Below are 12,498 nucleotides of genomic sequence, written 5' to 3'. Positions count from 1 at the left end.
TAAGACAAAACTGTTCCGGGAACCTTTTTGGGAAATATAACCTTGAAGGAATCGATTTTGGGAATAGAACTTTACCGGGATAGTTTTTGGAAATGCTATTTTTCCGATAGAAACTTTTCCGGATTTTTGGGAGATTTGATTTTTATGGACCTGGATGCACTCAACAAACTTGTCTTTGATGTCGTGGAGATTGTCAGGAAGGATGAAAATGGGCTGGACCTCGGGGTTGATTTTGCTCTTGACTTTTCAAGGGAAAATGCGATTTCAGCCGATTGCCTTCTGGAACTTGCAAAGATCTGCGATTCCAGGGGCATGTTCAGGGAAGAGTATGTTTTCCTGAAAGCCTGTGCGGGCCTGGCAACCGGGAAGGTGCGGGTTGAGGCTTATTTCCTTTCCGGGGTGATCGCTTACTTCATAGGGTTCAAGGAAAAAGCTCTTGAGGAGTTCAGGGAGGTGCTCAGGCTTGACCCGGAGCATGTAAACGCCCTTTGCAATAAGGGAATCGTCCTTGCAGACTTCGGAAACCGGGTTGAAGCCGAAAAGCTGTACAAACTGGCTCTGGAACTTGATCCCGGGAATGTCAGCACCCACTGCAACTACGGAAACCTTTTTTATGAACTCGGGGAACTGGAAAAAGCGGAAGACGAATTTGAAAAGGTACTCGAACTGGACCCCGGGCATGCAAACGCCCGCTGCAACTATGCAAACCTCCTGGAAGAACTCGGGAGAAAGGAGGAGGCAGAAGCCCAGTTTGAAAATGTGCTTGAAAAAGTTCCTGAGCATGTGGCAGCTAACTACAATTATGCCAACTTCCTGAAGCAGGAAGGGAGGTTCGGGGAAGCCGAATATCATTATAGGGAAGTGTTGAAAGTAAGCCCGGGCCATTTAAATGCCCTCTGCAACTACGGGAACCTGCTTTCGGAATCCGGCAGGCTTGATGAGGCTGAAACCCAGTACAGGCTGGTGCTCAGGCTTGACCCCGGGGATGTGGATACCCGCGCCAACTACGGCCAGCTCCTTTTCGAGTTTGGGCGCTACCGGGAAGCCGAGTTCCAGTACAGGGAAGCCCTTGAAACGGACCCGTTCCATGTGCCCACTCTCTGCAATTACGGAAACCTGTTTAAAAGGCTCGGAATGCTCAGGAAAGCTGAAGATAAATACCGGGAAGCCCTGGAACATGATCCCAAAGACATTAAGACCTGCTATAATTACAGCATGCTGCTCTTCAAACTCGAAAGGGTTGAAGAAGCAAAGGAACACTATCTTAAGGCTGTTTCCACAAAGGATTTTCTTTCGGAACTTCCAACCTTTATGCTTTAACTCCGGCTAATCCGATAGAACTCTTCTTTTCTATTTTTTTTCTACTTTTTTCTTTTATTTTAAAAACATTTGGATATTTGTCAGAACTATATAAATAATTATTTATAGATGGCAGGGAAACTTATTTTTGAGAGGTGCATCACCGATGGACTATTCTAGAGTTGATGAACTCGTATCTGCTGTGATTGCAAAGATAGGGCCGGACCGTGAATCCCTTGATTCAGCTCTGGATTTTACCCTCGATTTTGCTGCCACGAATGCTGTACATCCCCAAATGCTGCTGGAGCTGGCTGCGGTCTGCGAACAGCAGGGTATGTACCGGGAAGAGTATGTGTTTGCAAAAGCCTGTTCCAGGCTTGGGTCCGGAAAAACCCGGGAAAATGCCTTTTTTATCACGGGTGTGATGGCTTATCTTATGGGTTGCTTTAAGGAAGCCGAATACTGCTACCGGCTTGTCCTGGAAGAAAACCCGGCCCATACTGCTACCCTCTGTAATTACGGGTCCCTCCTGACTGACCTTGAACGCTTTGAAGATGCGGAAAGCCTGTACCGGAATGCGCTCGCAAACGATCCCGACCACGCCAGTTCCCGCTGTAACTATGCTTTTCTCCTTGCCGAAATGGGAAGGCTCGAGGAAGCTGAAGAACAATACCTGCTTGCCCTTGCCTCCGATCCTGAGCATGTGGGAGCCCGCTCCAACTACTCTAACCTGCTCTCCGACCTGGGCCGAAACGATGAGGCGGAAAAAGAATACCTTGTCACCCTTGAGCTTGACCCGGAGCATGTAGGCACCCGCTACAACTACGGGATTTTCCTTTCTGCTCTCGGAAGGCTCGAAGACGCCGAAGTCCAGTACAGCGAAGTGCTGTCCCTGAACCCCCGGCACATCCATGCCCTCTGCAACTACGGGAACCTCCTCTCGCGGCAGGGCAGGGTTTCCGAAGCTGAAGCCCAGTACCGGAAAGCCCTTAAACTGGTCCCCGAAGATGCCGACCTCCACTGCAACTATGCCCTGCTCCTGCTGGACTGCGGGCGAAGTGTCGAAGCTGAAAAAGAGTTCCTAAAATCCCTCTCCCTGGATTCCATGAGGGTACCCCCTCACTACAATTACGGGCGCTTGCTTGCGAAGAAAGGGCGGGTGGAAGAAGCCGAAGCCCAGTATATGGAAGCTCTTGTCCTGGACCCCGAGCATACAAGGACCCATTACAGCTATGGCTCCCTTCTGAAAAAACTGGGGCGAACGGAAGAAGCAAAACAGCACTACGTCCTGGCACTGAAAGAGAACTATTCTCTTGAGAGTGAAGACTGCCAGTGGGTTTTCTTCGATTGAGTTCGGGATGGCTTATTTCAACTTTTTTTCTTTTGTTTTTCCTTTTGTTTTTTCTTTCGTTTTTTCTTTCGTTTTTTTTCTTTCGTTTTTTTTCTTTCGTTTTTATCTTTTTATTTTTATCCTTCTGTTCTTCCCTTCTGTTCTTCCCTTCTGTTCTTCTCTTCTATTCTTCCCTTCTGTTCTTCTCTTCTATTCTTCCCTTCCGTTTACCCCATTGTTCATTATTAACCATTATAATTTTTTTTATTGATGGGAAGTGCCCGGTTCTGTGAATTTGCTTTCTTTATTTCAATCGGAGTACCTTCCCTAAGAATACTTTTTTGACTCTCGGGTATTTTCTTCATTGATATTTTTTCCGACAATTTCAAGATCAGTAACTTGGTTTTTTCAATTTCGTTAACTGTTTTATATTGAGGAACAAAGGGAAAGGATGTTATATTATGGTTATAATCTTATATCTGACACTATAAAATCTATTCAATAACTAACTAATATATTCGAATCTATTTAAAATATATTCGGGATGTTTAACTTCCATCCCTACCAACCCAACCAACCCACAAACTTGAACAAAATTCTCTTTCTTGAGGTCGGATAATGGACTTCAACTCAATTGATGAAATTGTATATTCCGTTGTTGAAAAGATCGGATCGGACCATAGAAACCTTTGCTTTGCGGTTAATTTTGCCCTGGAATTTGTTGAAAAAAAATCTTTCCCCCCTGAAATTTTGCTTGACCTTGCAGATGCCTGCAAAAAGCAGAAGATGCCCCTTGAAGAATATGTATTCGCAAAAGCCTGCTCGAGGCTGGCTTCCGGAAAGCTCCGGGAAGATGCCTCTTTTGCTGTAGGTAATGCGGCTCGCTTCCTGGGTTTACCCTGCGAGGCCGAAGCGAACTATATGGAAGCTCTCACAAAAAACCCTGAAAATGCGGACGTCAGGTCGGCATATGGGGACCTGCTCATGGAACTCTGGCGGATCGCCGAAGCTGAAAATGAGTATCAGGCTGCGCTTTCATTTGACTCAGGGCATGTGAAGGCAAATTCAGGATATGCGTGCCTTTTAGCGCAAATGGGGCGGGTAAGTGAAGCCGAAGAGTGCTATTCCCGGGCACTTTCTTCCTGTCCGGACTATGTCCCGGCAAGAGGAGGGTATGCAAACCTGCTCTTTGAGCTGGGGCGTATCCGGGAAGCCGAAGAGGAATACAGGGCCGCACTCAACCTGGACCCCGAAAACCCTGTGCTGCACCACAACTACGGGTCGCTGCTCTCTTTCCTGGGACGCGCTTCCGAAGCGGAGGATGAGTACAGGAAGGCTATTGACCTGAACCCGAGTCACAGGAGGAGCCGTTTTCATTACGGTAACCTCCTTGCCCGGGAAGGCAGGGTGTCCGAAGCCGAAGAACAGTACATCGAAGCCCTTGCTCTGGATGAAAATGATGCAAAGACCCACTGTAATTACGCAAACCTCCTTTCCCGTTTCGGGCGGAGGTACGAGGCTGAAATGGAATACAAAAAGGCCCTCGATCTGGATCCCGAAAGTGCTGAAGGGCACTACAGCTACGGGAACCTCCTTACCGAGATCAGTCGCTTTGTCGAGGCCGAAGAAGAGTACATTAAGGCCCTTGGCCTGAATCCCTATTACCCCCCCTTCCATTACAGCTACGGCTTGCTTCTCAGAAAAATGGGTAAGTTCGATGAAGCGAAAAAACAGTATAATAAAGCTATGCAGCTCGACCCGGATATCATGGACAAAATGCTGGAACCCTGGATTATCCTCGACTGAGAATGTTTAACCGGCGAGGTTTGACTGGCGAGGTTTGACTGGCGAGGTTTGACTGAAATATTCTGCCTGAGATGTGCTTTCAGATGCTTTGCAGCTTCTTCAGGATGCTTTCCAGATTCTTCCAGGTACCTTCCAGGTTCTTCATTTAAAGGCAGGGATATCAAAAGTTTAATAAAAATTTTCACAAGGATTTGAGCAGAGAATACCCCTGTTCTTCGTTCTGTGTTTCGGTCTTCGTGTTTCCGAAGACAAAGAGCTTAAGCTCTTTTTTTCCGGGCTCTCTTCCTCCAGTTTCTTCCTTCTTGACCCCTGTTTTTTCTATTTTCACTTCTCCGGCCTTTCCGTCCCCGAACAGTGCAAAGGCTCCGGAGTTCCCGAACCCCACATAATCCGGGCAGGAGAAAAGGGAGAGTAGTTTTCCCCCGAACCACCATTCGTACCCGTCCTTGATGGCGGTGTGGGCTCTGATGACCCGTTTTAAACCGTTAAGCTTCAGAAAGCCGTCTACCAGGTCAGGCCCGTATTCTTTTACCGTGTCTCCTCTTCTCGAGGCGCCAAGTCCGGGTTTTTCCGAGGGGTCGTTCCAGAGGTAGGGAAAAGCGTTTTCTTTCGTGATCTTCTCGATATCCTCTACTCCGGTGATGCCTCCATGTACGCAGAAGGTATGTCCCGAAAGCACGGCTCCCACAGGCATTTTCTTGTATGTCCGGCTGATCCCGGCCAGGAACAGCGGGTCGAAGCCTATTTCCTCAAAAAAACCGTAGTAGACGTTCATCTCCACCGTTTCGTGGTTCCCGCGTAGCAGGAAAACGTTTTCAGGGTCTTCAAGTTTCAACCGGAAAAGCCTTACCAGTACTTCCACACCCTGCGGTCCCCTGTCCACGTAATCCCCCAAGAACAGGAGAGTTTTGCAGCCCATTTCTTCTCTCATCTTCAAAATGAATTCAAGAGCTTCCAGGTTGCCGTGGATGTCCCCCACGAGCATGACAGGTTCCTCCTCAATCCGGAGTACGCTGGGTTCGGAGTTGAAAATGCGGTTAGCTTCAGGCAGGAGGGCACGAAGGGCTTCTTTTGCGGCAGCTTTATCGATGACATCTTTATTGGGAAATTCTCCTGAAAGCACTGGATCACCCCTGAAGAAAAGTGGTCTTAAATCCTCTTTTTTGTACGGTTAATTAAGTTTTGAAGTATGGTTAATTAAGTTTTGAAGCGCACAGTAATTTAATTTTTGCATCGATAAACGTTTCTTCCCGCTTTTTTCAGTAAGCCTTTGCAGGTTTCTACCATTTTTTTGAAAATGCTGTCCCTTTCCGGGTAGAAGGTATAAACCCGAACCCTGCATATATGAAAGAGCAGGAAATACCGGAAAATGATAAATTTCCGCAAATAAAACCCGAACAGAACTTTAACTAAGATTTATGTTTGAATTTAACAATAAGACTTTTTGGAGTGGGGAAAGTGGAACTTGAAATCAACAGGCAGGACCCTGAAAAGATGGATCTTGCCGATGTGGTTCTTGAATATGAAGACCTGGTTTCCGCGATAGCCAGGCTGGAAGCCCGGCGGGAAAAACTCAGGAAACATATTCTGGACATCTGCAGGGAAAAAGCCATCGATGTGTTGAGGATAGGGAATGTGGAGCTCAGGCGGCAGGCGGCGGAGTGGAAGCTCTGGCATATCACGAGTTTGAAGCCCTATCTTGAGGAAAAGGGTCTCTGGGATATGGTGGAATCTGTCGACCGAAAGGTGCTGAGTGAACTTCTCGAAAAAGGCTTTCTGGAGGAAAGTGAGCTTAAGGGCATGTATGATGTTGAAACCAGATACAGTTTGCACGTCAAAAGGGATTGACTGCGGCTAGCTGCCTGATCTTAACTCCTTGAATCTATTTCATAAGAATTGATTAAAATGGTTTTGATTAAAATGGCTTGAATTTTATTATGTGTAATTTAATAAGGCTAATTATTTATAGAGAGTCGAATAAACTTACTTTAAAGGGAAATTTCCTGAGGTTTTTCCCGGGAGTTTTATCCCCTGGAGGTTTTTTCGGCATGGAGATAGATGCTGTCGATACTCTTGTTTCTGATGTAATCGAACGGGTTGCATCGAATAAAAAGGATCTCAAAAGTGCTGTTGAATTTGTAGTCGATTTTTCTGGCAAACATTCGGTTTCTCCGGAAACCCTGCTGAAGCTTTCAGCCGTCTTTGATGCTGATAAAATGTATAAGGAAAAATATGTGTTTTCCAGGGCCTGCGCCGAACTTGCCGGGGGAAAGCTTCGCGAAGACGGCCTTCTCAGGGCAGGAAATACCGCGTCGGCTCTCGGGGAAAAGGAGCTGGCTGCGGGGGTATACGAGGAACTGCTAAAGTCAAGCCCGGACAATATTGAGGCTCTAAGCAGGAACGGGGCAGTGTTTGCGGAATTCGGGGAACTGGAAAGGGCTCGGGAACTGTTCGAGAAGGTCCTGGTATTTAACCCCTACCATGTGGACACGCTTTGCAATTACGGTCGGCTCCTTCACAGGCTCGGGAGAATAAAAGATGCCGAAGCCGCTTACAAAAAGGCCCTGATCCTGAAACCCAGGCATGTGGAGACCCATTGCTGGTACGGGGTCCTGCTTTCCGAACTTGGGCAGAGGATCGAAGCAATTTATCATTATGGGCGGGTCCTCGAATTCGATCCGGACCATGTAGAATCGAACTTCCGCTATGCCCTCCTCCTGGAACGGGAAGGGGATGCTCTGGAGGCGGAAATCCATTACATAGCGGCTCTGAAGGCAGCCCCGGAAAACCCGGAGATCCACCGAGCTTATGCCAGGTTGCTTTCCAGGTACGGGATCGTCCCCGGGGCCAGGCAGCATTTCAAGCATGCTCTCAAACTGGACCCCCACGACGTGGAAACCTGCTGTGAGTATGCCCGGCTCCTTGCAAGGTTCGGGCACCGGCACGAGGCCGAGGTCCAGTACAGGAAAGCCCTGGAACTTGACCCGAGGCACATGGATACCCTCTGCGGATACGGAGACCTCCTCCGGGAAAAAGGGCAGTATTCCGAAGCCGAAGAGTTGTACCGGCAGGCCCAGACATGCAGCCGGGAGGAGTGAACCGGGATGAATAAAAATTCGGTAAATCCGGTTTGAAATTCGACAAATGAAAAACAGAATCAATACAGCCTTAAAAGTTCAATACAGCCTCAAAGGCTCAATTCCTCTTTTTTCCATGAGGCAGGCGGGGATGTCGAGAACCTGCAGGACCGAATCGATTATGATCCCATCCGAACTTGCGACTACAATGTCGCTTTCGGGTTTCCCGCCTTCTTTTTTCAGGTCGAAATCGACGTGTTTTGAGGTCCGGGCATCGCCGGGAATACCTTTTTCCTGCATTCTGCGACGGATTAAGCCGGCAAGTTCCCCGCTCCGGCTGATCTGGGCGTCGAGGAGAAAGGTTGAGGTATTAGGTCCGGTTTCGGAGAGTAAATCCAGGACGGTTTCGAGGGCTTCCTCTATGTCCTGGGCGTGCTTTGCTTTGCTGAAATAGAATCGTGTGTCCCGGATGTAGCTGTCGTCGCAAAACCACATTGGCTCTTTTTTCAGCAGGCTGTCCACGGTGAGCAGGACGTTGTATCCGTCGAGGAGAATGTCCCTGTTTCCTGTTTCTTTACACCCTATCTTTTTTTTTGCCCTGGAAACGGTCCTGTCCGGGGGCATGATGACCCTTGTAAGGATATGCCGCTCTTCGGCGCTGAGCTGGGAGTGGTCGGCTACAAAACGGATGGTTGCGAACTTCGGGTAGCCCCAGCGGAGGATACTCCGGACGTCGTTTGCGGGTTTAAGTAATTTTTCTATTAAAAAAACGGTTGACTGCTCCTGCATGGCTGGTCCCCTTTCCGAAAGGAGGTTCTTTAAGTGAGTGAGGCTATATGTTATATATACATATTTACACAATTAATTATGATCTTTGTTGAGTCAGCGGTCAATTTGCCTGTGCATCTGCCGGTTTATCCCCTGGCTTTTCTAAGTTTCAGCCCGGTTTGGGCTGCGGGCCGTTTGGAGTTCAGGCTGGAGGGTTACTATTATGGAAGTGTTGTGGCTGGATCAGGAAGAAGTTAAAAGTGTCATTGATATGCGTTCTGATATGGAAGTGGTGGAAAGTGCTTTCAGGCAGCACGGCCTTGGCAAGGTGCAGATGCCGCCCAAGTCCTATCTATACTATGCCGAATACAACGGGGACCTCAGGACCATGCCTGCCTACCTTGAGGAGGAGGACGTTACGGGCGTGAAGATCGTAAATGTCCACCCGGGAAACCCGATGAAAGGCCTCCCCACCGTGATGGCGCTTATCGTCCTGATCTCCCCGGAAACCGGGGCTCCCGTCGCAATCATGGACGGGACCTACCTGACCGACATCCGGACAGGAGCAGCAGGCGGAATCGCCGCAAAATATCTTGCCCGGAAAGACTCCGGAATTATCGGCATGATAGGGGCCGGGAACCAGGCAAGGAGCCAGCTTGAAGCCCTCTGTGAAGTCTTTGAACCCGAAATGGTAAAGATCACCTCCAGGACCCGGAAGAGCAGTGAAAAGTTCAAACAAGAAATGGAAGACCTGGCCTGCTGTGAGATCAGCATTGAGGAAAACGTTGAAAAGGTTTGTGACTGCGACATACTCGTCACGACCACCCCGGTTCGAAAACCCGTCGTAAAAGCCGAATGGGTCAGGGGAGGTACCCACATAAACGCAATCGGTGCCGATGCTGTCGGGAAAGAAGAACTTGACCCTGAACTCCTTATGCGCTCCAAAATCATTGTGGACGACATGGTGCAGGCCATTCACTCAGGGGAGGTCAATGTCCCGCTTTCCAAGCACTACATCTCCGAAAACGACATCCATGCCCAGTTAGGGGAAGTTATCACAGGCCTGAAGCCCGGCAGGACAAGTGATGAGGAGATAACGATCTTCGATTCGACAGGACTTGCAATTCAGGACGTCGCAACTGCGAACCTTGTCTATGAAAGGGCTGTCGTGAAGGGCTTTGGTAAGGAAGTCCGGATGTTCTGAAAGGCATTTTAAAGCCTATTTTAAAGCGCCTTTCTATACACCTATTTTAAAGCCTTTTTTTACTTCTCTTTTCTGCTTCTCTTTTCTGCTTCTCATTTCTGCTTCTCATTTCTGCTTCTCTTCCTCCTCTTTCACGGGATGCAGGCAAAGTTTTATATTCGAACTAATGTTATCTATTTGGAACATAATGTTTTATTTATCCAACTATATGTTCGAAATTATTAACTAATTTTTCTGTCTTTTAGAAACCTTTAAATAGCAAGAATAGTTATCTATCTCCAACTTAATGTTGCATATATCCAACATTATGTTTTAAATATCCCATATATAGTTATAAATATTCAACAAACATGCGGATCTGTTTGAGAGGTGTTTAAAGTGGAAAACATGGAAAAAAAATATAAGTACAAACTGCTCATGGGCCTGGGTATATTGCTTGCCGGGATGCTGGTTGCAGCTTTTCTTGAAGTTGACATTCTGATTCCTATTGTCCTTATCAACACAGGCCTGATCGTTTTTCTTGCTACGGCGTTCAGGCTTTTTAAGAGTGGGGACCTTCCTGATAGGGACGAAAGGACAAAGAAGCTGGCTGCTTACGGGGTTACCTATTCCTGGTTTCTGACCCTGGTGCTAATTACGGTCCTGATCTGGGTGGACTACTTCAAACTGCTTGAACTTACAGCAAAGGGAGTGCTTGCAATACTGCTCTTCTTCATGATTATTTCCGCAAATGTTTTCAGGTGGCATTTCATGCGTAAGGGTGATGTTGAATAATTAGGTCCCGGAGGTCACTTCGTGAAAACAAGGATAAAGGAATTCAGGGCCCGGTATGACCTGACCCAGGAAGCCCTGGCAAAGAGGGCAGGGGTAAGAAGGGAAACCATCGTTTTTCTTGAAAAAGGAAAGTATAATCCCTCTTTAAAGCTTGCTTACAAGCTTGCAAGGGTTCTGGAAACGACAATTGAGGAGTTGTTTATCTTCGAGGACTCGGATCTGGAATGAGCCGGATGGCTCATTATACTTAAATATTTTTATATGTTATATCCTTCTTTATATTTAATTGTATTATTCTCTGGAAATTTAATTATATCCAGAATTTTTTTGAGGGTGGCTTTAAGTTGAATGTTAACCTGATTTTTGTTAAGGAAGTATAATTCATAATCCATAAATACTTGAAAACAAATTGGATAATTGTTGAGCGGTTAACTGTTTTGGAGATTTATATATAACCTCCCAAGAATAGTTATACCTACCCCCAATGGTATAATGAAAAATTTTTGTCCCAAACTACTCCCATATACTCTCCCTGAAAACCCGCTCAATATCTCATTTTAAAAAACAGATATGGGTGCCGCACGGCTCTGCGGTACCCGTCCACTTTCCTTTTAACGTTGCGGTTTTTTCTTTGAATGTTTCCCTTTAAACTTTTTTAAGTGTAAGCCGTTTAATTTATTCAGGCCCCGACGATTTCGTAGAGCTTATCCATATCAATGTGCTGTTCCACCACTCTTGCAAGTTCTTCGTAGGCACCGTCTTCGGTCATGACTTCTTCGAGTTCGTATTCGAGACCTTTTTTCTCGTAGAGGTACTTCATCAGAGCGTTCCTGATGTTTCCGTTTTCGAAAAGCCCGTGGAGGTAGGTGCCTATAACAAGGCCTTCCTCATCAATGGAGCCGTCGTCCCCGAAAACATGTCTCTTCGAGTCAGTTGTGCCCATGTGGATCTCGTAGCCTTTTACTTCTTCTCCGTCTATGGGGGCAAGGATCGGGCCGTGGGCATTGATGGTTTTTGTGACCTGGATGGTCCGTTTTTCGTATTCTCCGAACTTTGTCCTGATGTCCAGGAGCCCGAGGCCCTCGAACTCAGCTTCGACCCCGTTTTCGATACCTGAATCAAAGATGGTCTTTCCTAGCATCTGGTAGCCGCCGCAGATCCCGAAGATGGGGATTTTCCCTTTGAACGCCGCGATTTTTTTGGCCATGCCGCTTTCCCTGAGGTCATGAAGGTCGTTGATGGTGTTCTTTGTGCCTGGAATCGCGATTGCGTCGGGGTTTCCAAGCTCTTCGTCAATGTCAACATAGCGGATGTTGGCGTGGCTTTCCAGGGGTTCGAAGTCCGTGAAGTTCGAGATCCTGGGCAGGCGGATGACTGCAATTTCGATTTTCTTTTCCGCTTTCGAGTTTTCCTTGTCTCCGAGGGAAACCGAGTCTTCGGAGGGGATGTGGAGCTTGAAATATGGGAGTACGCCGAGCACCGGGATTCCGGTTTTTTCCTCAAGTTCCTTTAAGCCCGGCTTCAGGATTTCCAGGTCGCCTCTGAACTTATTGATGATGAAACCTTTGACGTTTTCCCGCACGTCTTCGGGCAGGAGGGCTATGGTCCCGTAGAGGCTTGCAAAAACGCCACCTCTTTCGATATCTCCTACAAGGATGATCGGGGCCTGGGTAAGCCTCGCGGTGCCTATATTTACAATGTCCCTTTCATAGAGGTTGATTTCAGCAGCCCCGCCTGCTCCTTCCATAACAATGATGTCGTGTTCGTTCCCGAGCCTTCCCAGAGCCCCTTCCAGGACTCCGTTCATCTCCTCGATAGAATCGTAGTACTGGCCTGCACTCCTGTCTGCGTAAGGTTCCCCGAGCAGAATAATCTGGGAAACGCAGTCACCTTTCGGTTTCAAGAGGACCGGGTTCATGTCGGCAGTGGGTTCGGTGCCGGCAGCTTTCGCCTGAATCGCCTGTGCAATCCCGATTTCCTTCCCGTCCTTTGTAATCCAGGAATTCAGGCTCATGTTCTGGGCCTTGAAGGGGGCAACACTGTACTTTCTGGACAGGATCCTGCAAATGGCGGTCACAACTGAACTCTTCCCAACATGTGAAGCGGTTCCCAGGATTAAGACGCTTTTCGTATCCATTTTTACCATATCCGTCTTCTCGAACACTGATTGTGGGTATTGTTAGTGAATATTATTCCCGAAATAACATCAATGAATATTAATCCCGAAATAACATCAATGA

The 12,498-nt window shown here is 47.5% G+C and carries 11 protein-coding genes; 8 read left to right on the top strand and 3 right to left on the bottom strand.

The genetic code is table 11. The annotated features are described in order from the left end of the window. Positions 1-144: 144 nt before the first annotated feature. The 3 genes from ACSAZK_RS16795 to ACSAZK_RS16785 all read left to right on the top strand — a co-directional run bounded on the left by ACSAZK_RS16795 (position 145) and on the right by ACSAZK_RS16785 (position 4,435). The gene (locus tag ACSAZK_RS16795; protein WP_440955163.1) at positions 145-1,320 is read left to right on the top strand and encodes a tetratricopeptide repeat protein; all 1,176 of its coding nucleotides are present in this window, start codon (positions 145-147) and stop codon (positions 1,318-1,320) included. A 145-nt stretch (positions 1,321-1,465) separates the two neighbouring features. Further along, positions 1,466-2,650 (top strand): tetratricopeptide repeat protein, encoded by a 1,185-nt coding sequence (locus ACSAZK_RS16790; RefSeq protein ID WP_440955162.1) that lies wholly within the window; start codon positions 1,466-1,468, stop codon positions 2,648-2,650. Positions 2,651-3,247: 597 nt separating this feature from the next. Continuing rightward, a complete protein-coding gene (locus ACSAZK_RS16785; RefSeq protein ID WP_440955161.1) occupies positions 3,248-4,435 on the top strand; it encodes a tetratricopeptide repeat protein in 1,188 nt (395 codons plus the stop codon). 181 nt (positions 4,436-4,616) lie between these two features. Here the strand turns inward: ACSAZK_RS16785 and ACSAZK_RS16780 are convergent, their stop codons facing one another. Next, entirely contained in the window at positions 4,617-5,558 is a 942-nt protein-coding gene (locus tag ACSAZK_RS16780; protein WP_440955160.1) for a metallophosphoesterase, read from the bottom strand. A 335-nt stretch (positions 5,559-5,893) separates the two neighbouring features. On the opposite strand from ACSAZK_RS16780, the gene ACSAZK_RS16775 reads away from it, so the two are divergent. Next, complete coding sequence (locus tag ACSAZK_RS16775; RefSeq protein WP_440955159.1) at positions 5,894-6,283, top strand: hypothetical protein; 390 nt, start codon at positions 5,894-5,896, stop codon at positions 6,281-6,283. 200 nt (positions 6,284-6,483) lie between these two features. Continuing rightward, positions 6,484-7,533 carry a tetratricopeptide repeat protein gene (locus tag ACSAZK_RS16770; RefSeq protein WP_440955158.1) on the top strand — a complete coding sequence of 350 codons (1,050 nt, stop codon included), beginning with the start codon at positions 6,484-6,486 and terminating at the stop codon, positions 7,531-7,533. A gap of 78 nt (positions 7,534-7,611) precedes the next feature. Here the strand turns inward: ACSAZK_RS16770 and ACSAZK_RS16765 are convergent, their stop codons facing one another. After that, positions 7,612-8,301 carry a DUF434 domain-containing protein gene (locus tag ACSAZK_RS16765; RefSeq protein WP_440955157.1) on the bottom strand — a complete coding sequence of 230 codons (690 nt, stop codon included), beginning with the start codon at positions 8,299-8,301 and terminating at the stop codon, positions 7,612-7,614. Positions 8,302-8,503: 202 nt separating this feature from the next. Between ACSAZK_RS16765 and ala the strand changes: the two genes are divergently transcribed. The 3 genes from ala (at position 8,504) to ACSAZK_RS16750 (ending at position 10,486) form a co-directional block, all read left to right on the top strand. Then, on the top strand, positions 8,504-9,484 hold the full coding sequence (gene ala, locus ACSAZK_RS16760) for an alanine dehydrogenase (protein ID WP_440955156.1): 981 nt from the start codon (positions 8,504-8,506) through the stop codon (positions 9,482-9,484). A gap of 387 nt (positions 9,485-9,871) precedes the next feature. Further along, positions 9,872-10,258 (top strand): hypothetical protein, encoded by a 387-nt coding sequence (locus ACSAZK_RS16755; RefSeq protein ID WP_440957052.1) that lies wholly within the window; start codon positions 9,872-9,874, stop codon positions 10,256-10,258. A 21-nt stretch (positions 10,259-10,279) separates the two neighbouring features. Further along, positions 10,280-10,486: a helix-turn-helix transcriptional regulator gene (locus ACSAZK_RS16750; RefSeq protein ID WP_440955155.1), complete on the top strand. Its 207-nt coding sequence runs from the start codon at positions 10,280-10,282 to the stop codon at positions 10,484-10,486. 451 nt (positions 10,487-10,937) lie between these two features. On the opposite strand, the gene ACSAZK_RS16745 is transcribed toward ACSAZK_RS16750, so the two are convergent. Beyond that, positions 10,938-12,395: a cobyric acid synthase gene (locus tag ACSAZK_RS16745; protein ID WP_440955154.1), complete on the bottom strand. Its 1,458-nt coding sequence runs from the start codon at positions 12,393-12,395 to the stop codon at positions 10,938-10,940. Positions 12,396-12,498: the final 103 nt, after the last annotated feature.

This window comes from Methanosarcina sediminis, assembly GCF_052056915.1.
In the GTDB taxonomy this organism is placed as follows: Archaea; Halobacteriota; Methanosarcinia; order Methanosarcinales; family Methanosarcinaceae; genus MTP4.
Note: the sequence above shows the minus strand (reverse complement) of the source record. Positions and strands in the feature narration are given on the sequence as shown.